This window comes from Pedobacter cryoconitis, assembly GCF_001590605.1.
Taxonomy (GTDB): domain Bacteria; phylum Bacteroidota; class Bacteroidia; order Sphingobacteriales; family Sphingobacteriaceae; genus Pedobacter; species Pedobacter cryoconitis_A.
This window is the reverse complement of record NZ_CP014504.1, coordinates 3,126,908-3,147,736: the sequence shown is the minus strand read 5'-3', so window position 1 is coordinate 3,147,736 and position 20,829 is coordinate 3,126,908. Positions and strand designations below refer to the sequence as shown.

Here is a 20,829-nt window from a genome sequence, read left to right as displayed (position 1 = left end):
TGGTTATATGTTATAATGTCCAAACATATGACATTTCTATTCAATATTCAAAAGCCTTTTTAAAATCAATTAAAATCTATTGGTTTCTCCGGCTTTCTACCGTATAGATAAAGCTCTCCGCATTGTAATAACCTAAGTTATACTCTATTGCACGGTCACCCTGATCATAGACGAATCTTTTTCTGAATAAAATAGGGCTTCCGGTTTCCACTTCTAATTTGCCGGCAATGAATTTGTTTGCTGTTATAGCACTGATTTCTTCCTTAGATAAATTAGCGATTACCGAATGTTCTGTTTCAAGCATTTCATATAAAGGCTGCTTAAAATCTTCTTCGCCTGTGAGGCCAATCCTGGGATGAAAGTAAGAAATGAAATAAACGAAAGCACCATCAGCCCCACCTCGTAAACGCTCTAATTTCAAGATTTTTTTATCTGTTTTAATGTCAAATAAGTTGGCAATCTGTTCGTCAGGATAGACCCAGCTCAGATGAAGCTCATAGTTTCTGACTGGTATTCCCCTGGCTTTCATTTCTTGAGAAAAACTAAGCCAATTCATTGATTTAGAGCTTATTTTTGAGGGCGCTACTTTCGTTCCATAACCTTTTTTACGGACCAGTAATTCTTCATAAACCAATTTGTTCAAGGCTTGCCGAAGCGTAGTTCTGGAGATCGCCAGCTTTTTTGCAAGGTCTACCTCATTAGGCAATAGTTTACCTGCCTGGTAAGCTGGGTCTCTGATCAGCTCTCTCAGTAAGAGTTCGGCCTGGATGTGAAGTGGGATATGACTTTTATGGTCAATGGAAATATTCATGGTGAGCTGACTAATGATTCGATGATCGGCTGTAAAATTAAGCTTTTTAGTACATACATAGCAAATAGGAATGTAGGTATATGTATGCTGCGGATTGATACCGCTGAACCGATCATTTCAGCATAAATTTAATGAACAAAAATGTTCCGCATACGCGCAGTTAAATGTTATCAAAATTGTTATCAATATTAGCTATGGATAAGGAGTAAAATGGCAATCAAGCCCTGATAAAGCTTAACCGTTTTATCAATATGAAAAAAGATCATCTAAAATTTGGAAATAGCTAGAATACTTCTATGTTTGTACATAACTATTGACCAACCAAATATAGACTGCAAATATGTTTTTCCTTTAAAACCGGAAGCATATTCGCTTTTATTTATTGTATTTAAATAAAACTGAATGAAAAAATATTTACTCCTTTTTTCTGCTGTTTTTTGTTTACTGCAGCTGCAATCTACTGCGCAGGTAGCAGATAAAGCAGCGCTTGCCAGCTCCATACGTGCTGATACTCGTTTAGATACGATTCAGGCAAGGGCAATTCAACTACTTACCGGATTTTCTGCAGGTACAGCTTATGATGAAGTATGGATCAGAGATTTTAACACCTTCATTAAAGGATCTTTAAAAATACAACCCAAAGAGAAAGTTAGAAATATGCTCCTGATGTTCTTTAAAATTCAGGGTGAGGACGGAAACATTGTGGATGGCGTAGTGGATAGCACAAAAGCAAATGGTGGATATCAATATCGTTATTCTGCTTTATTACCAGGATGGGCAGCGCATAAAAATACGGTAGAAACTGACCAGGAATCATCATTGGTACAAGCGGTCAGGAAATATACTGACGTTACAGGAGACAAGACTATTCTTTTTGAACGTATAGGAGCTAAAACCATTTTGCAACGTATGGAAGAATCTTTTTCCTATATCTTAAAAAACAGGTGGTCAGAGAAATACGGCCTTGTAAAAGGAGCTACTACCATTGACTGGGGAGATGTACAACCAGAAAAAGGCTGGGGAGTAGCGATCAATGCACATACCAAATGGGCAATTGATATTTATGATAATGCTATGTTTGTGATGGCCATCAATGATTTTCTGGCCATGAAACCTCAAAGCTACAAGACACAACAGGACTGGGCAAAGCTAGCCAGTACAATCAAGGCAAATGTCCGCAAACACTTGTGGATGCCAGAAGCTCAAAAATACAGACCCCATTTATATTTGAATGGTAGTCCCTTCTCTAAAACATTTGAGGAGGATAAGATCTTATATTCCGGCGGCTCAGTATGTGCAATTCTGGCCGGCTTTAATACTCCAGAAGAGATACAGCAAATCAATCTTCAAATCGTAGCTGCAGCATCAAAAGAAAAATACGCAACTATAGGTTTTACAGTTTATCCTCCTTATCCGGAAAGTGAATTTCCAAACATGCTTCCTTATTCTTACCAAAATGGCGGTGACTGGACCTGGTTCGGTGGCCGGATGGTTCATGGCTTAATCAAGCATAAGCTGATTAAAGAAGCCTATGAAGAATTAATGCCTATGGTAGATCGTGCAATTGCCCATCAAGGATTTTATGAATGGTATAACGTACAAACCGGCGAAGCCAAAGGGTCGGGTGATTTCAGAGGCGAGGCAGGTGTCTTATACGATGCTGCAGAATCTCTTAAACAATGGGCAGCCAAAAATTAACAGTCGAATAGCTTTTAAACGATCATATAACCACACCAAAAATCAACCAACAACTAAAAACCAAATTATGAAAAAAGCATTTATTTATTCCATTTTGCTTTCGCTGCTTTCGCTGCTTTCCCTGCAGGTGATAGCACAAATTAAAATTACCGGGAAGGTCACCGGTTTAAAGGACAACCTCGCAATCCCTGGGGTAAGTGTCAAAATAAAGGGGGCAGCTGGAGGCGCAATAACAGATGCTGCTGGAAATTACCAAATTCAGGTAGCTGATGATAAAGCTATCCTGGTTTTCTCTTCTACTGGTTTCACTGCACAGGAGAGAACTATCAGCGGTAGAAGTGTTATAAACATACAGCTGGATGAAAAGGCCGATAATCTGAATGAAGTAGTCGTCATTGGTTACGGTACGGTTAAGAAATCAGATTTAACCGGAGCTGTGAGTACCATCAAAGGGGAACAGCTGATGGATAAACCTGTTGCAAACATCTCTCAGGCGCTGCAAGGTAAAATAGCAGGTGTTGAGGTGAGTTTGAATAGTGCAGCTCCAGGAACAGCCGCCAAAGTAAGGGTAAGGGGTATCGGATCTATTAACTCCAATATCGATCCTTTATACGTAATTGATGGGGTTGCAGGTGTTGATCCCAATTCCATTAACCCGAATGATGTAGCTTCATTAGAAGTACTGAAAGATGCTTCTTCTACCGCTATTTATGGTTCCAGAGGTGCAAATGGTGTAATTATGATTACTACCAAAAGAGGGCGCAGAGAAGGGACACAGATTAGCTATGAGGCCAATGCAAACGTCAGTGAATTATACAGACATGTGAAAACTTTAAATTCAGAAGAATTTCTGAAAGTATATAATGAGGCTTTTGCCAATGGTACGAAATTTGACCCGGCGGGTGGTGTATGGACTCCTCCAAAGGCATTGAATTATGCGAATTACCCATTATTATTTGATACCAATAATAAACCTCTTTATGATACAAACTGGGAAAAGGAAACATATAAACCTGCTTTCTCACAAAATCATCAGTTAAACGTGCAGGGGGGTAATGAAAAAACGCTGTATAGTTTATCACTAGGTTATTTAAATCAAAAAGGACTAGCACCTACTTCAGGCTTCAAACGTTATTCTGTGAAGATGACTTTAGACAATGACGTGAAAAGCTGGCTGAAAATAGGGGGTAATGTAAACCTGATCAGAAGTATACAACGTTTGGTTACCGACGGTAACGGAAGTTTGAACGTAGCAAGAGCAGTCGCTGAAGAAGTGCCGATTTTACCGGTAAGATATCCTAATGGCATTTATGCCGGAAATTTTGATATTGCAGGGTTAGAAGGTGCACCAAACCCAATTGATATTGCAAACAACAGATATACGATCAACAATACTTTGCAGATGCTCGGTAATGTATACGCTTTATTCCATATTACCAGTGAAATTGATTTTAAAACTGATTTCGGGTATAACCTGAGCTCGAACAAAAATAATTTCTTTTCTTCTCAAAACTTGCCTCACTTATCACAAGATGAAGGCGGTGTAGCCAATATCAATGCTTACGATAATTATTACTGGCAGACTGAGAATTATTTAACATGGAACAAAAAGATCAATGACCGTCAAAAATTCACCGCCTTATTAGGGGCTTCTTTACAGCAAACGGGCTATGAAAGAGTTCGTGCAGAAACGCAGAACTTTGTAGATGATATTTTTCAATATCATTATCTTCAGGCTGGTTCAGTAAGATCGGCATCTGAATCTTATGATACTAAATCTGCTTTGAGTTCATTCTATGCAAGGGTAAATTATAGTCTGGATGATAAATATCTCTTTACAGCAACTGGTCGTTATGATGGATCTTCAAGATTTGGAAAAAATAATAAGTATGCATTTTTCCCTTCTGTAGGTGCTGCATGGCGCGTTTCGCAAGAAGATTTTCTTAAAAATAGTAAAACAGTTTCTAATTTAAAGATTCGTGCAAGTTACGGTACTTCGGGTAACCAGGAAATTGGACAAGCACGTTCCTTATCACAAATTCAGCCAAGCACAACTGTGTTAGGCGGTGCGGCCCAATCTTCACTATTGCCTAGTTATATTGGTAATCAGGATTTGAAATGGGAGAGATCAATTCAGGCAGATGCAGGCGTTGAATTAGGGTTATTCAATGATAGGATTAACCTGACTTTTGATTATTATAACCGTGTCACTAAAGATTTATTGCTGCAAACTCCAATTCCATGGTCGGCAGGTTTTACCAATGCAAACGTTTACAAAAACGTAGGTTCAGTTAGAAATTCCGGGATAGAAATCAGTTTGAATACAGTCAATGTTAAAACTGACGACTTCACCTGGTCTACCAGCTTCTTGTTCTCAGCGAATAAAAACAAAGTAATAAAGCTAAATGACGGGAATGCAGATATTTTCCCTGGCCCGAACTTTCTTGGTCAGAACTATGTAGTCCGCGTGGGCGAACCTATCGGCTCATTTTATGGAATGACACGTTTAGGTACTTATGGCGAAAACGAAGCAGCTGATGCCGCTTCTCATGGATTAAAACCAGGAGACAGGAAATATCTTTACAATGAAGATGGATCTGTGAACTATAGTATTATCGGCCGTGCTTATCCAAAATGGACAGGAACATTCAGCAGTAGCTTTAAATACAAAAACTGGGATTTATCATTTGATATCCGTTTTGTTCAGGGCGTAAATACAGCAGCTAACTTTAAGCACTCAGCTGAGGACAGACAAACAATCTCTAATAGTTTGGCTACAGTTTTAAATGCATGGACACCACAAAATCAAAACACCTCTGTTTCTCAGGTACGTAACTATAAATTTGCTCAGGATTCACACTTTGACAGCTGGTGGGTAGAGGATGGTTCGTTTATCCGTGGTCAGAACTTTATTGTTGGTTATAGTTTACCAGCAGCGGTTAATCAGAAGTTGCACATCAATCGTTTAAGAATTTACGCAAACGTTCAAAACCTGTTTATCATTACTAAATATACAGGATATGATCCGGAGGTAGATACATTTAACCAGACTTACGGTTCAAATGCATCCTTCTCTCAAAATATCGACTTTTTCGCTACGCCAAGACCTCGCATCTGGAACTTAGGCGTTCAACTTACCTTTTAAACTGAATCACATGAAAACTACAAAAAATATAATATTTGCGGTACTGGTCTTACTCACCTGTGCCTCTTGTAAAAAATTCCTGGACGAAAAGCCAACCGATTTTATAACTCCGGATTCAGAACTTTCCAGTGCTAAAGTAGCCAGGGCGCTTGCGAATTCAAGTTACCAATACTTGCAGGGAGTGTTAAAAGGACAACCCTCATCTTACGGAGGAAATACCTGGAACCTGATGGAATTTATGACTGGAAAAGCGAATAGTGACCTTGGACAAACTGGCGCTGTAAACTTTCAGAATCTTTCTTACAATCCCACTTCATTTTATATCGATACCTGGTGGCAGCAAATGTATCAAGGCGTTGGGGCATGTAACCTGGCGATTGAAAAAATACCTGCTATCAATGCCCCGGGGCTTAGTGAGGCAGATAAAACAAACCTGTTAGCTGAAGCACGTACACTAAGAGCCTTATATTATTTTTATTTGGTGAGGATGTATGGAGCCGTTCCAAAAGTTACTGAAGTCCCTAAAAACCTTAACCTGTCCATTCCAAGAACGGCAGCAAAAGATATTTATGATACAGTGATTATTCCTGATTTACTGGAAGCAGAGAAATCAACTTTACCATGGAAAGATATTACCGGAAAGGTATCTATGGGGGCTGTAAAGTCAATTCTTGCAGATGTATATTTAACTTATGCAGGGGCAGCGATCAATGGTGGAAAGCAATATTATGCTGAATCAGCTAAACGTTCATTGGCAGTAACACAAACAGGAGGTTACTCTTTATTTCCGGAATATACAGATATGCTGAAACCAGCGAACAAGAACAATGGAGAATTTATTTTTCAAGTTCAATATGCAGCTTCTGTTCCGTCAAATAATCCATTAACCTCACTGACTATTCCAAATTATTCTGGTATTTCAGGTTATTCTGATGAGTATGGATCTGTTTATCCAACTCCGCAATTTATCAGTTCGTATGCAGCAGGTGATAAGAGGGTAGCGGAAAAACAATTTTTCTATACCAATTATAAAAACCTGAAAACAGGGCAGTTGGTTACATTTAAAGGAAATTACATTTATAAATGGTTTGACTCTACCGCGGTAGTCAGCACATTGAAGTCTGACCTTAACTTTACGCTATACCGTTTAGCAGATGTAGAGCTGATGTACGCAGAAGCGTCAAATCAAGCAGAAGGTGCACCAAATGGTACAGCTATTCAGTTTGTAAACGATATTAGAAGAAGAGCTAAATTAGCCCCTATTGGTGCTTTATCATCAGCTGCCTTTGAGCAGGAAGTATGGGCACAACGCTATTATGAATTGTGTTTCGAGAATAAGATGTGGTTTGATATGATCCGTACCAGGAAGGTTCACAATGATGTAACGGGCAACTGGGACAATTTTGTAGGACACAAAACCGTATTCGGCGCAACATTCTCAGAGAAGCAATTGTTATTTCCATTGCCTAAACAGGAAACGGATGTGAATTCAAACTTATTGCCAAATAATCCAGGATTCTAAGCAACATTTAATTCTATAAAAAACGCCTTGTTAATTCCATTTAACAGGGCGTTTTTTTGTGCTTTAATCCACTTAATTTTTTTATACTTTAATGCACTTAATTTTTTTTATGCGTAACCTTTAAGATCGCAAATGTTCTCATGCCATCGGGCATTTCCCATTGCACTTTTGCACCTACCCGGTAGCCTAATAAAGCTGTTCCGATAGGGGCAAAGACTGACATTTTATTTTCTTTCATATTCGCTTCTGCAGGAAAGACAATTTGAAATGTATACTTTCTTTCACTTAAAATTTCCTGGATCTCTACTTCTGATCCGATACAAACCGCATCATCAGGTAGCTCATCTTCTTTGACAACTTTTGCGGAGGCCAGCTCTGCAAGCAATTGATTTTTATTGTATTCGGAAAGATTAGAATCTTTAAGATGTTTTTTTAACAGATCCAGTTCTTTTTTAACGATCATTAATTGTTCCGTTTTCATATGTTCTTTATTCATTGTTTTTTTTGTCATATGCTTATTCTTTAGCTATTTTGTGTTATTTATTAGTTCGCAGCATGCGATTTATGGAGATTGAGCAGACGACTATAGATTTTAAATTTCCGCCTGTGTTTGCTTAAAGTATGGTGGAAGAATAATTGAAGTACAGCTACCAGGATAGCCATGATGTCTAACCACAAGTAATCCAGTAATAAAGCAGCAAGGACAAGTACCACATTCAGGCCGAAAAGACCTATCAAGCCTAAGCCAATCCATGAGATGGATTTAAATTTATTGATCATAAAAACTTAATTCAGTAAAAAAAAGAGAGAAGAGCTGTTTTGATAAACAACTTCATGATTTTCCTGAAGGCCCCAAACCAAACGAGGGTCGGGGCTTACTTAATAAAGTCCTTGCTGGTAGTTTGGGAGTGGAATCCAAAATGGTAATGAACAGATACCATGCGGCAATACATTGCAAAAGCAGCACACATTCCCTGAGTAAAAGAAATTTCCAGCATTGCATAAATAAAGCGGGGTGTATGGATTGTTTTCATTAACAAAATAAATTAAGGTGTAAAAAAATGAAGCTTTATAGCTGGCCCTGATCCTGAAGCAGGGCCGGGACTTACTGAATAAAGTCTTTACTGTTTTTACGGAAGAAGTATCCTAAATTAGCGTGATAAGAAACAGGTTGGCGTTGCAGCACACGGGCAGGTTGCATTTTTAATGCAATTGCCATTCGAAGCGTGTAAAGTAAGTGCCTGATTAAACCCATTAAAACAAATGTCTACTTTTAAATCACAAAAACAAATATTTCCTGATGTAATATATTATTCTCTTAGGAATGTTACATACTATGATTTAAGACATGAATTTTTCAAAGCACTTAATCCGTAAATTTACAGCAATGAAAGCCGACATTAAAAATTTGGAAGATATTACCCTGTTTGTAGATAAGTTTTACGGAAAGGTGCAGTACGATGCGTTGATCGGGCCGGTGTTTGCTGGTGCTATTCAGGACTGGGCTCCACACCTGGAACAGCTATACCGGTTTTGGAATGCTGCATTATTTGGTGTGCCCGGTTTTCGCGGTAATCCATTTGCAAAACATGCTCCATTAGCTATTGAAGAAAAACACTTTGAACGCTGGCTAATCTTGTTCTCTGAGACTATTGATGAAGATTTTGAAGGAGAAATTGCCAAAGAGGCTAAAAACAGAGCCGGATTGATGGCCGAAATGTTTCTTCGCCGTTTGCGTGGAATGAATGGTGATCCAACTAAAGTCATTGTCTGAAAACTTTCCTTTGTTAAAGACTTATGGTAAACTCTCCTAAATGTTCCGTTTCTGAAACAAACTTAAGATCATCAGAGACAAAGAAAAGCCATACCTGTATTTTACCTTCAAAAGAGCCTGGCAAGTTTACTTTAAGCGCCAGCTCACTTCTTTGCGGATACAATGGAGCAACTGTAGAAATATTCTTTTCAGGATGATAAATAAAGCAGTAGGCTCTATCGGTAGGTGCTGTCGCGTCATTATCTATCAGCTCATCCTCTTCCCAGGTAACCTTCATTTTTTTGCCTTCTACAGTGACTGCAACGTTAAAACCATTGTCAATTTCTGTTGAATAATCAGCAGGTTTACTCAGCTTTACATTGGAATAATTCAAGGTGAAATCCGGATAAACTCCGTCAATTGCATGATGCAGGTTATACCACATGGCATAATTCATCGCGGTCATATTTTTAGGCGGCTTCTGAAAACTGAAATTTACTTCAGACCGGAACATACGCATAAAGCTGCCTGCTATCTTAAACTTTGCTTGTTGCGTCAATTGTAAAACCGTGGCCTCCTTAGAAGATTTCTTTGGTGTGCTTTTGCCAACATATTTACTTTTCCATTTTGAAATAACCAGTGCACCGATTTTTCCGGTAAACACGCCTAATGAGCCTTGTTGTAAGATTGCCATAACTGAGTTTAAATTAATTGAGGTGAAATTATAAATGACCGTTAGAAAATGATATAGTTACCAGACAATCTGTCCAACATACATGCTGTTGGAGATGCTTTTTCGGCTCTCAGAGATAAATGAGATGTAGGTTTCCAGTAATAATGGCTTTTTCCTTTTCCGAATGTGTAAAAATGCTTCCCCTTCACTTCTCCTGCCTGCATTCAATTGAAATTCCGTACCCCGCTTTTGCGGATCGTAAGCCATCAGCATAACCTGGTCATTCTGGTTTATGCCTTTTGCGGTGAAACTGGCATCCCATTTAAAAGTTAAACCTTTCTCAACTCTGCTGACCAGAGTACTGGGGGTAACCGGCATTTTACCCTGGCTGAATAAGACTTTTGTAAAATCTATTTGCTGATCAGGATAATTACCTGAAATGGCATTTAATCGATTGTAAGAACTCGCTACAGTATAATAAGTTTGAAGGTTAAGTTTCCCTTCCAGCCCAAATCCTACAATCAAAAAACCTTTAACAGGTTTTAGCAGCGCAGTTGTCAATGCAGTTACCTGCCTGCTTTTCAAAACAGGGACAGTAGGTTTATCGGTGCGCAAACCAATTGTTCTTGAGGTGAGCTTCCCTAAGCGCATATAAGTTACTCTATTACCTGATCTGCCTGTAGGTCCATCGTTTGATCCATTTCCTGCTATTGCCATAATTATAATTTTTACATAAATAAACAATCTGTATACCAGAAAGATAGACATTTAATCTGATTGTAAGTGAATTAAATTACGACAAGATGTTCGTAGGGTTTAAGTTACAGTTTGAAGCGGGTTTGATACGGGTTTGAAGCGGGTTTGATACGGGTCGAGGCGTTTCAAACCCGTATCAAACCCGCTTCAAACCCGTATCAAACTACAGGAGAACACAAGCAGTAACCCGCTTGTAATTTGCGTTAAAAGCATGGAGACTAGTAATTCAATAGTACAGAAATACGGCTGAACAAGCATAAACTGATAGGAAAGACAAAGAATTTTGTAATTAAAAGATACTTTTTGGTTTTAATTGTTTGTGTTAATCATATTTACCATTAATTCACCATCATCAATTACGTTGCTTAAAAGTGTTAATGCATTTTTCAGAGAATTTAACTGCTCATTCTGCTCTTTTAAATGCTATTCATTAAGAGAATAGCCTTTTAACAGGTGATCTTTTAAAATCTTATTTGCCCAAATCCGAAACGCTGTCCCTTGTTTTGAATTAACCCTATATCCCACAGAGATGATAGCATCCAGGTTGTAATATTCAATAGTTCTTTCTATATGCCTGTTAGCTTCTATTTGAACTGTTGCATTTTTTGCAACAGTTGCTTCTTTTGTTAATTCTTCTTGTGTATAAATATTGTTTAAATGCCTTGAGATAGTGGATTTGTTTTTACCGAATAATTCCGATAGCTGATTTAGTGTTAACCAAATGGTGTTGTCATCAACTTTCACATCAATAACTGTCTCGCCATTTTCTGTTTTATAAATTACGATCTGCTCATTCTGCATTTTTTCTAGGTTTATTAAGTACAAGGAAACATTCAGGTGGCTAAAACCTTCACAATAACACTTTACGCCACAATTATAAGGACGTTGACGTAATAAACTATCATACAATTGATTAAGGTCTATATATTGATAATAAATCCTAATATCATGGAAATCAACCTCATCAAAGAAATTCATATTGGCGACAAGGCCATCCTGCATTTCACATCATTTTCGCTTAAACAGGAATTTAACGCGCATCACTATTTTGAACTTCGGTTTAAACATGATCAGATGGGGGCACCAGGTTTGATTAGTTTGGATGATAGCCGGGACTTTGTGGGGCAAACCCTGGCTGCATCATTTGGATACGACCCTGCTAAAATGCAGAAGTTTTCAGGAATGGTGACGAAAGTAGAGCTGGCGCAGAGTAATGGTTACCACGGAATTCTGATCGTTAGCGGATATAGTCCGACTATTTTAATAGACAGGGGGCCGGATTTGGGTTCTTATCTGGATAAAGACCTGAACTCAATCGTAAAGCTGGCAACCAAGGATACGCCTGAGAATGACCTTAGGATTGTAGCCAATGCTTCCAGAAGTAGTGCCATTGATTATGTGATTCAATACAGAGAGAGTGATTTCGATTTTCTAAACAGGTTAAGCGGAGAATACCATGAATGGTTTTTCTATGATGGGGAGAACCTCCACTTTGGAAAGCCTGACGAGCAGAAGGAAGTAGCTTTGTTTTACGGAAGAGATGTCCAGAGCTTACAATATGCTATGGAAGTTGCACCGATTAAAAACAAGCGTTTTGCCTATAATCCGAAAGAGGATCAGATGCTGGAGAGCGAAAGCACAGGACAGGCCAATGGAAGGCCTGATCTGGTTCATGCGATCAATGCATCCAATTCGATGTACAGCAAAACCTTTAATCAACCGTCGTTGATTCGTGTGGACAATGGTAGCGATATTAAGTCGCTGGTAGACAACGAAGAAAAAGCAAACATCAGCGGATTGCTAAAAATAAATGCCAGTGGCGACAATCCGGAAGTAGGGCTTGGCAGCATTGCCGAGGTAAGTATGAGCCTGAAGCAGGGAATAGATTTTTCAGCCCAGAGTCTGGGGAGTTTTCTAATTACTTCTGTGCACCATATTATAGATGAACGTGGTCATTATAATAACTCTTTTGAAGGGATCGTGTCTACGACAGAACGCATTGCTTTTAAAAATTACGACCGTCCAAACCCAGATATGCAACTTGCAGATGTGGTGGATAACAATGATCCGCAAGGCCAGGGGCGTATTAAAGTAAAGTTCAAATGGCAATGTCAGACCAATGACCAAACGGAATGGCTGAGGGTAGTTACCCCGGATGCCGGTGGCAGTGAAAAGGTGAGTAAAAACAGGGGCTTTGTATTTATACCGGAAGTAGGTGACCAGGTATTGGTTGCTTTTGAAGAAGGTAATATTGCCCGCCCTCTGGTGATGGGAAGTGTGTTCCATGGCAAAACGGGAAGCGGTGGCAGCAGCAGCAATAATACAAAAAGTCTGACCTCAAAAAGCGGACATACCGTTCAGCTGGATGATGGTGGTGGGATGACGATAAAGGATAAAGATGAAAACCTGATCATACTGGATGGTGCAGGTAATATCTCGATGCACAGTAAGGTCAGCATCACCATTTCCTGTGGTGAAGGTGAAAGTGCAGCAAGTGCGATTACCTTAGATAAAGAGGGCAACATTGCCATAAAGGCTAAAAATATTGCAGCTTTAGGTTCTGAACTGGTTTCTATGGGTTCTGGCTCTGGGGATGAGAAATCTTTCTCTGGATCAGGATTTTCTCTGGATCCGGAAAATGTAACTATTGGTGCAAAAACAAAACTTAGTATGGTAGGCGGTAAGAGTCTTGAAGCCAGTTCTGAGGGGCCTGTAATGATTCAGGCCAAAGGCGAAGCAATGGTTCAGGGCAAGAAAGTAAACATCAACTAGGCGCATGGAGAATAACGCGATCATGCAGCGGGTGATGATGCTTTCTGAAATGTGGACTGAATCGTTGAGCAAGAACCCAAAAGTAAGTGTGTTTGCCTGGGTTGGCGCTTCTTCAGTTGAGTTTAAAACAATAAAAGGGTTTGTGATGTACCAGACTTCTTTAGAAAAAACACTGCAGGATACAGTGTTGTGCTTGTCGCAACCCTTTGAACCAGAGGTTCAGTTGTACGGAGACCGGATCACCAGCGACCTGCAGAATTATTTCAGGGAATGGAATAAAGATCCATCGCTCACAGAGGTGACGGGAAAGATAGAATGGAGGGCTCAATCCATCACAGCAAAAGGAACAGAAGCGACTTTGTTTGCGGAGAATCTGAATATGCTTGCTAAAGCATTAAAAGTTACCGGGAGTCCTGAAAAGTTAGTTCTGGCACTATTTCCAAGTGCGTTAACGGATGTGAAGGCCTTTAGTAACTGGATAGAACTATTGATGAATGCAGGGATTTCGGACAGGGTCCGGATCATGTTGTATGAATCCAGGGACTCAATGTATTTTAAAAGCCTTTCTAAAAAGAAGGAAGAAGAATTTAAATATCTCCATCCTGATCTGGACATCGCAGGTGCAATGAACCAGATTCTGGAAGAGACGAAAGCGAAAAAGGGCACTGAGGAAGAAAAGGATATGGTGAGCTTTCAACAGGCGCTGATCAAGATGAATGAGGCGATTGGCTATAGCGATGCAGAAGATGTTCGCTATTACGGAAATATCTGTTTGAAGTTGGCTGAAAAATATGAATGGCAGCCTCAGATAGCGCTTGTTCATTTTTTTGAGTATACTTTTTATGCATCAGTTCAAAAGGTGAAAGAGGCGCATCAGGCGATTGACAAGGCAATCATAATCACTGCTGAGGCCGCAGAAAAAGAGAAGGAAAAACATGACCAGACGCAGTACCAGTATTATATAGCGAAAGGAAATTTGTACTTTATGAGTAAAGAGTTTGAACAGGCTGCTGTGGTTTACCGGAAAAGCCTGGAACTGAACCGGACTGGAGCGAACCCGCTGATGTTAGCCGGAATCCACCAGATGCTGGGCAACAGTCTGCGAAAATATGCGACCAATACAGAAGCCAGAACCTGTTTTAGTGAGGGATGGCGGTTGTTAAGCAACGAAGGAGATGAAGCACTAAAAGAAAATACAATGGCAATGTTTTACGCAAAAGACATGCTCAGCATTGCTGATCAGGAAATGCTGAATACGTATACGCCGATAATGGATCAGTTGTGGGGAAGCAACTGGAAAAATAACCTGACCGATCAATATAACCAACTCAATAAAACTAAATAAGATGAATAATAACGGAATAATCTGGCTTGCAACAATCTTCATCATCATATCTCTGATTTACACCGGATGTAGTTATTTACAGAAAGACGATGCGGAGAAAGAAAAACACAAAAACTATGTTGCTGCAAAAGCGGTAATAGATCAGAAGTTGCCGGAGCGTGTAACACGCTATGGGGCAAAACAGGCAAGGTATAACATTACTATTATAGATGCTAAAGGAGAAAAAATTATCCGTTTTAATTGCGAGCTGGGGGGCAGTCTGAAAGAAAAAGATACGGTGACTGTTTACTACGATCCGAATGATCCCAATGGCAGTGAAGTGACAACTAAAATACCATAATCCCCAAACCAAAACTTACCATTATGGCATTCAAGATTGTAAATAATCCCATCGTACCGGCAGTATCCGAAGATCCAAAACCTGCAGCAAAGCATTTTGACATCGTGCTGGGCCTTGACTTTCATGTGCTTAAAGTACCATGGCCAATCACACCTTGCCCGATTACTCCTTTTGCAGCATTGGTTTTTGATCCAATGGATTATATTCATTTTACGGTTCCGGCAATGCCGGTATATACAGATGATGGATTTACGATTGCCAGGGATGTGCCTTTGGGCGGTACGGTACTGATCAATGATTGCTACCGGGGTGCTGCACAAAGTGCTTTATGGGGAATGCCATCGGTACCTCCATTGATGGGGAAACTGAAAGGTTTAGGAAAGGCAGTGAAAGCGTTGAATCTTTTGCATTCTGTGATTCCTCACCCTTTGTTCCTGTTGCCAAAGTTTTTTCACCCACATGAAGGGCAGCTTTCGCATGGGAGCAATACGGTAATTACCCAGGGAATGTACCAGAGTACTTTTCTATGCAGGGCCTATTCTTGTCAGGATGTAGGAAAGATCTTATTGAATAATCCTACAGGAGGATTTTACCTGAATTTCTTAACGGCAGTGATGGTGGTGTTGCCATTGGGTAAACCGGTGATTGTGGGCGGACCGAAAGTAGAACAGGAATTAAAACTGGCCGATCTGATCAATAGTCTGATGTTGATGGGACTGATGCATGGGTTAAAGTTTGCGGTTAAAATGCTAGGTAAACTGCTGACGAAATTGATGGCCAAAATAGAAGCAAAGTTTCCGGGTTTTAAGAAGTTCAGGTCTGCGGTGCAACCATTTGTCTGTAAATACCTTGGTGAGCCGGTAGACGCTGCAAGTGGACACATGGCGAGTTATTTAGAGGGATTTACTTTACCAGGGCCAATTCCTTTTGTCTGGGAAGCTAATTATTACAGTGATAGCAGTTACGACGGACCACTGGGTAAGAATATTTACCATAGTTACGACATCACACTAATGGTAGATGATGAAGATGCTATGGTGATCATGAACGACACTGCAGGAAGGCCGGTTGTGTTTCCTGGGCTTCAGCCAGGGACGAGTTTTTATAATCCAATGGAGAAATATGAACTGCACAGGGATGAGAAGGGGGAGTATTTTGTAAGTCATAAGGATGGGTTATATTATTACTTTAATGGACCATTACAGGGAAGCAATGGACATGGTAATCTAAGGAGCATTGTGAACCGTAATGGTTTTGCGATTCTTTTCTATTATAATGCAATCGGCAACTTAATAGGTATTTTGGATAGTGCAGGGCGGTCAATACAAGTTGAAAACAATGATAAGGGGCAGATTACAGCTTTATATATACCTCACCCCGAACTTGGAAATACTGGGATTAGTGTTGCTGCACTCCGTTACTTATATAATGAAGAGGGGGGGATGACGGTGCTTGAAAATGCAGAAGGTTTTCAGGATCGTTTTGCCTGGGAAGAACGAAAAATCATTGCGCGTAAATTCAAGGATGGTACTGTTTTTAACTTTAGATACGATATAGAAGGAAGGTGTACTGCTGCGCTTGGTCCTCAGGGATTGTTTAGTTATACTTTCGAATACCAGGAAGGATTAACCATTGCAACTAACAGTTTGGGATTCAGTAAGAAATATTTTCATCATAATGGCATTGTTACTCAGATTCAAAATAGTTTGGGTGATAGCAGGTTCTTTCAATATGATGAGTCTAATAATCTTATTTCAGAAAGTAATGAATTAGGGATTCGTCGAACGTATGAATACGATGATCGTGGTAATCTCAATCAGACCAATCTTCCTGCTAAAGGAGAGATTCGCATGTATTATAATAAACTCGATAAACCGGTTGAAATTCTATTGCAAAATGGAGGAAAATGGCAATACAAATATGATGAAGTTGGGCGGTTGATAACGCGCATTAATCCAGAGGGAGGGGAAACTCAATATGGTTATCGGGTCGATGGATTACTTCATAGTATAAAAAATAATGATGGGATAGAAACCTTATTAAGCTATGACAGCTACTATAATTTAAAACAGGTCTCTTTGCAGGGCAATTTGAAAATTGAATATTACTATGATCAATTAGGTCGTTGCACCGAAATTACAACATCAGAAGGTACGCAACGGAGAAAGTACAATCTGTTAGGTAAAATAATAGAACTAGTTGATTTAAATGGTCAGGTACACGAACTTGATTACGATAGTATGGGGAATCTGATAGAAGCTAACAATAAACACAAGAGCGTAAGATTCAATTACGATTTTTTTGGCAATGTGATTAAGCGTAGAGAAGGTGAAAGCGAAGTGAATTTTGAGTATAACACTGAGAACCAATTGCTCAGTTTTGTAAACGAGCTCAATGAAAAGTATCAATTTGAACTTGATAGTGAAGGGAATGTTATCAAAGAAGTCGGTTTTGATGGTATTACTCGACATTATTTACGAGATCAAATTGGACAAGTATTGCGTTTATTCCGTCCCAATGGGGACGAGAACGGTTACGAGTATAACTCAGCGGGGCAACTTACCACTATATATTATTCAAGAGATGGAAGTGTAGAAAATTACCAATATGATGTGATGGGAAAACTTATTAAGGCATCTAATGGAAATTCGGAAGTTTCGATTCAACGTGACATTATGGGGCGTATATTGAAGGAGACGAGTAATGATAACTGGGTTACTAGTGTCTATAATGAAGGGGGGCGACGTACTCATATATCTAGCAATTTAGGTGCTGATATTATATCTGGCTATGATAGCGAGTCGGGGTGTATAAATGAGGTCAGTGCAAATGGCTGGCTATCTCGTATGGAATACAACTCTTTAGGGCTGGAGTTACACCGTAAGAGTAACGGTGATGTTGTACAAAAAAATGAATATAACAACATTGGACAACTCAAGCGTCAGGAAATATCAACTAATAATGGTAGGACTAAACACCAACGGACTTATGATTGGAATTTTGATCGTTTAGCTAAGATACAAGATAGTGGTACAGGTGAAAAACAATTCCTTTATGATGTATGTGGAAATCTCTCAGAAGTGATTTACGGAGACGGTACGATGGAGTTTAGGGTCCCTGATGTTGTGGGCAATGTTTACGAACGCCCAGGTGGTAAAGATCGCAAGTATGGCATTGGTGGCAAGTTGATGGCAAGTGAAAATGCGCGTTATAGCTATGATATGGAGGGAAATCTCATTGAAAAGAACGAGCGTAATGGTGATCTTTGGGTGTATTCATGGAATTCTGCAGGTATGTTGGAAACTGTACTTCGACCTGATGGTGATGAAGTACGCTTTCAATATGATGCTCTTGGACGTAGAATATACAAGCAGTATCGAAAAACTATTACTAATTATATTTGGGACGGGAATAAACCTTTACATGAATGGAAGGAATTTAGTACGAAGGATAGCAATCCAGATGACATTATCACCTGGGTATTTGAAGCTCATAATTTTGCCCCCATGGCGAAAATAAAAGGTGATAAGAAATATAGTATTATAACTGATCATTTAGGCACGCCGATACAAGGTTATAACGAAAATGGATTATTAATCTGGGAACGCGAACTGGACACTTACGGGAAACCTAAAATGCAACATGGAGAATCTGGGTTTTGTCCTTATCTTTATCAAGGACAGAGTTTGGATATAGAGACCGGTTTGTGTTATAATAGATTTAGATATTATAGTCCGGAAGAGGGGGGATATATTAGTCAGGATCCTATAAGGTTACAGGGTGGAGGTAAGCTTTATAGTTATGTTAGTGACACAAATATCTACTTTGATGTTTTTGGGCTTGTAGCACCAAATAATTTAGGGTTAGGTGGGAAAGTTCATGGCGGACAATCACATGATGATTTCATTAATAATCAAATACAAGATTTGTCTAATGATCCACTGGTAGATCCTCTGTCTATAAGGAAAAATCAACAACAAGTCGATTTAGTTGGAAATAACGTGGGGAAAAATAGACCGGATTTACAATATGATAGGGACGGTGTTCATCATAATGTTGAAATAGATACTTCCGATTCTGGTAGTTTTGGACATCAAAGTACAATTCCGGCCAATGATCCAAATGCTAAAAATACTTTTTGGCTGATTGATGATCAGGGCAATATAAGGGAAGATAGAAATGGAACAGGCAGTTGTTCGAAAATTTAAAAAATATGACTATTGATAGCTTTAAAAGTCTTTATATTGTATATGTTGAGTTATCTGTCGAACAGATATACACTTTTTTGAAAGAAGACAGTTTTACCAGTTCTTTTGAAATTGAATTGTTTAATGATTCGATAGAGAAAGTTTATATGGAAAAACTTTATGGTCAATCTCCTGCGGTGTTTTTAGGCGCTGTTTTTTTTAAGCCAAAGCAATTAAAAAAAGGCGTAATTGTGTTAGGCAATTCGGGCGGGTGGGCTACCTTATGCAATTACATTTGCAAAAGTCTTAATTCTTTTAATATTCAGTTTGATATCAACTCTCTGGAGTCTGGGATATATAGAAACTCTTTGATTATGAGTCATTCTGGAAAGATTGTTCGCACAGTTCAGTCGATTATTAATGATAAGGATATTTGGCAATTTAGTGAAAATGGAATACCATTATGGTTTGAAAATACGGAATTGTACAAAGAGCCGGAAAAAGCGAAAAGAATTAATAAGGAGATATTAATTAAATATTGTGAAGAACTAGGTCTAGATGTAAGAGATTCTTCTTTCTTTGAATCTAATGATGAAGCTATTTTTGTGAAACGGAAAATGAAGAAAATCGCTGTTTAAAATCAAAGCTATTCTTAAAAAAGATGCAATTGAGATACACTTGATCTTGGGAACGGTGATTAATTATTCTAATAAAAGCATAGGAGCCAATCCTGAGTCCTGAGACTTTGAAGAGCACCTAACACATCTTTTGATTTCTGATCACAATTTTAGAATAATTAAAATATGAATCAATATGCCACAAAAGAAGGTAACGAAGAGAATATCATTGAACAAAAGCAGATGAATAGTCAAACCCTCTCTGTCTTAATCGCTAAGGGATATAAGGAGTTTGAAGATGCTGAACTTGACTTTTATTTCTATTCTGATGATTCCTTAAAGTTGGAAAAATTGGCGGAGAACCTGAGTTTGAAAGGATACGAAATTGGTTTTGTTGAAGAGTCATCCTCAGAAAACGAGTTTGTATTGGATGGAACCTCTACGGTGTAGCTAAGATGGATCATAATGAGCCATGGAGCTAACGTTAATAGAATGCATATCAGGAATGGAATGATTCCATTAGATGCTGCGATTTCAGAAGCGGCTGTTCGGAAAAACACCATTGGAAGTTGCAAAGCCACTTATTCATTTAGCATCATCAATTCCTGATTTAGCTATAACCGGGCAGTATTTTCAAGATATAAACGTGGCCGGGCCGTCGAAATATGCACAGAACGATACCCATGCACGTCAGTTATGGGATTATAGTCTTGAATTGCTACAAAAAATTGACACTGCAGTAGCTGAAAAATTATGAAAGTATTTGGTGAAAATAAGATCAGTATCCGCAAACATTCAAAATCGATTTCAATTTTTATAATTCCTTGTATCGTGTTTTTTTGAACGAACAAAAAAAATAAATAAGACAATAAGGTATGGAATGCAAAATAGCACGCCTGGCCAGGGCTTATCCCACATTGCAAATAATACAAATAATACAAACATACCCGGTAGCAGGAAAAAACTTAGCGCCTTATACAGGAGGTTATCTTTAACATGTTCTTGAAGATTCAGTAAAATGGTAAAGCTTCCAAGAAAAATACAGAGATTAATGCCGATAGCGATACCGTAAGGCAGGTTTTTAAAATCTGAATCTGCTTTACCAATCAAACCGGTGGATTGCAGGACAAACACACCGATCAAGCTAAAAACTGAGGCAATGATAAAACAGAGAACAATTATCTTAAAGTATTTCATGGTTTGACGATTA

At 38.9% G+C, this 20,829-nt stretch carries 19 protein-coding genes; 11 read left to right on the top strand and 8 right to left on the bottom strand.

What is annotated here, in order from left to right:
* Positions 1–76: 76 nt before the first annotated feature.
* Positions 77–811: a GntR family transcriptional regulator gene (locus tag AY601_RS13105; protein WP_068401807.1), complete on the bottom strand. Its 735-nt coding sequence runs from the start codon at positions 809–811 to the stop codon at positions 77–79.
* A gap of 402 nt (positions 812–1,213) precedes the next feature.
* Here AY601_RS13105 and AY601_RS13100 point away from each other — a divergent pair, with 402 nt between their 5' ends.
* The 3 genes from AY601_RS13100 to AY601_RS13090 all read left to right on the top strand — a co-directional run bounded on the left by AY601_RS13100 (position 1,214) and on the right by AY601_RS13090 (position 7,176).
* Positions 1,214–2,509: a hypothetical protein gene (locus tag AY601_RS13100; protein ID WP_068401799.1), complete on the top strand. Its 1,296-nt coding sequence runs from the start codon at positions 1,214–1,216 to the stop codon at positions 2,507–2,509.
* A 67-nt stretch (positions 2,510–2,576) separates the two neighbouring features.
* Entirely contained in the window at positions 2,577–5,654 is a 3,078-nt protein-coding gene (locus AY601_RS13095; RefSeq protein ID WP_068407518.1) for a SusC/RagA family TonB-linked outer membrane protein, read from the top strand.
* A 10-nt stretch (positions 5,655–5,664) separates the two neighbouring features.
* A complete protein-coding gene (locus tag AY601_RS13090; protein ID WP_068401797.1) occupies positions 5,665–7,176 on the top strand; it encodes a RagB/SusD family nutrient uptake outer membrane protein in 1,512 nt (503 codons plus the stop codon).
* Between the two features lie 97 nt (positions 7,177–7,273).
* On the opposite strand, the gene AY601_RS13085 is transcribed toward AY601_RS13090, so the two are convergent.
* From AY601_RS13085 to AY601_RS25685, 3 genes are all read right to left on the bottom strand, one after another.
* Positions 7,274–7,687: a GreA/GreB family elongation factor gene (locus AY601_RS13085; protein ID WP_232324590.1), complete on the bottom strand. Its 414-nt coding sequence runs from the start codon at positions 7,685–7,687 to the stop codon at positions 7,274–7,276.
* A gap of 32 nt (positions 7,688–7,719) precedes the next feature.
* Positions 7,720–7,956, bottom strand: a complete 237-nt coding sequence (locus AY601_RS13080; protein ID WP_068401795.1) for a hypothetical protein — start codon at positions 7,954–7,956, stop codon at positions 7,720–7,722.
* Between the two features lie 95 nt (positions 7,957–8,051).
* Positions 8,052–8,210, bottom strand: a complete 159-nt coding sequence (locus AY601_RS25685; protein WP_157287897.1) for a hypothetical protein — start codon at positions 8,208–8,210, stop codon at positions 8,052–8,054.
* Between the two features lie 353 nt (positions 8,211–8,563).
* Between AY601_RS25685 and AY601_RS13075 the strand changes: the two genes are divergently transcribed.
* Positions 8,564–8,950: a group III truncated hemoglobin gene (locus tag AY601_RS13075; RefSeq protein ID WP_068407512.1), complete on the top strand. Its 387-nt coding sequence runs from the start codon at positions 8,564–8,566 to the stop codon at positions 8,948–8,950.
* Positions 8,951–8,963: 13 nt separating this feature from the next.
* Here AY601_RS13075 and AY601_RS13070 read toward each other — a convergent pair whose 3' ends face one another.
* From AY601_RS13070 to AY601_RS13060, 3 genes are all read right to left on the bottom strand, one after another.
* Positions 8,964–9,623, bottom strand: a complete 660-nt coding sequence (locus AY601_RS13070; RefSeq protein WP_068401792.1) for a DUF6266 family protein — start codon at positions 9,621–9,623, stop codon at positions 8,964–8,966.
* 57 nt (positions 9,624–9,680) lie between these two features.
* Positions 9,681–10,319: a DUF6266 family protein gene (locus AY601_RS13065; RefSeq protein WP_157287895.1), complete on the bottom strand. Its 639-nt coding sequence runs from the start codon at positions 10,317–10,319 to the stop codon at positions 9,681–9,683.
* A gap of 462 nt (positions 10,320–10,781) precedes the next feature.
* Positions 10,782–11,159, bottom strand: a complete 378-nt coding sequence (locus tag AY601_RS13060) for a virulence RhuM family protein (protein ID WP_157287893.1) — start codon at positions 11,157–11,159, stop codon at positions 10,782–10,784.
* Positions 11,160–11,306: 147 nt separating this feature from the next.
* Between AY601_RS13060 and AY601_RS13055 the strand changes: the two genes are divergently transcribed.
* The 7 genes from AY601_RS13055 to AY601_RS13025 all read left to right on the top strand — a co-directional run bounded on the left by AY601_RS13055 (position 11,307) and on the right by AY601_RS13025 (position 20,376).
* Entirely contained in the window at positions 11,307–13,130 is a 1,824-nt protein-coding gene (locus tag AY601_RS13055) for a type VI secretion system Vgr family protein (RefSeq protein ID WP_068401785.1), read from the top strand.
* 4 nt (positions 13,131–13,134) lie between these two features.
* Positions 13,135–14,475: a hypothetical protein gene (locus tag AY601_RS13050; protein WP_157287891.1), complete on the top strand. Its 1,341-nt coding sequence runs from the start codon at positions 13,135–13,137 to the stop codon at positions 14,473–14,475.
* 1 nt (position 14,476) lies between these two features.
* Entirely contained in the window at positions 14,477–14,815 is a 339-nt protein-coding gene (locus AY601_RS13045) for a hypothetical protein (RefSeq protein ID WP_068401780.1), read from the top strand.
* A 23-nt stretch (positions 14,816–14,838) separates the two neighbouring features.
* Positions 14,839–19,023, top strand: a complete 4,185-nt coding sequence (locus AY601_RS13040) for a DUF6531 domain-containing protein (protein WP_068401778.1) — start codon at positions 14,839–14,841, stop codon at positions 19,021–19,023.
* A gap of 5 nt (positions 19,024–19,028) precedes the next feature.
* Positions 19,029–19,640 carry a hypothetical protein gene (locus AY601_RS13035; protein WP_068401776.1) on the top strand — a complete coding sequence of 204 codons (612 nt, stop codon included), beginning with the start codon at positions 19,029–19,031 and terminating at the stop codon, positions 19,638–19,640.
* Between the two features lie 165 nt (positions 19,641–19,805).
* Positions 19,806–20,069 (top strand): ribonuclease E inhibitor RraB, encoded by a 264-nt coding sequence (locus tag AY601_RS13030; RefSeq protein ID WP_068401773.1) that lies wholly within the window; start codon positions 19,806–19,808, stop codon positions 20,067–20,069.
* Positions 20,070–20,142: 73 nt separating this feature from the next.
* Positions 20,143–20,376, top strand: a complete 234-nt coding sequence (locus AY601_RS13025) for a hypothetical protein (protein ID WP_068401771.1) — start codon at positions 20,143–20,145, stop codon at positions 20,374–20,376.
* Between the two features lie 50 nt (positions 20,377–20,426).
* On the opposite strand, the gene AY601_RS13020 is transcribed toward AY601_RS13025, so the two are convergent.
* On the bottom strand, positions 20,427–20,816 hold the full coding sequence (locus tag AY601_RS13020; protein ID WP_068401768.1) for a hypothetical protein: 390 nt from the start codon (positions 20,814–20,816) through the stop codon (positions 20,427–20,429).
* Positions 20,817–20,829: the final 13 nt, after the last annotated feature.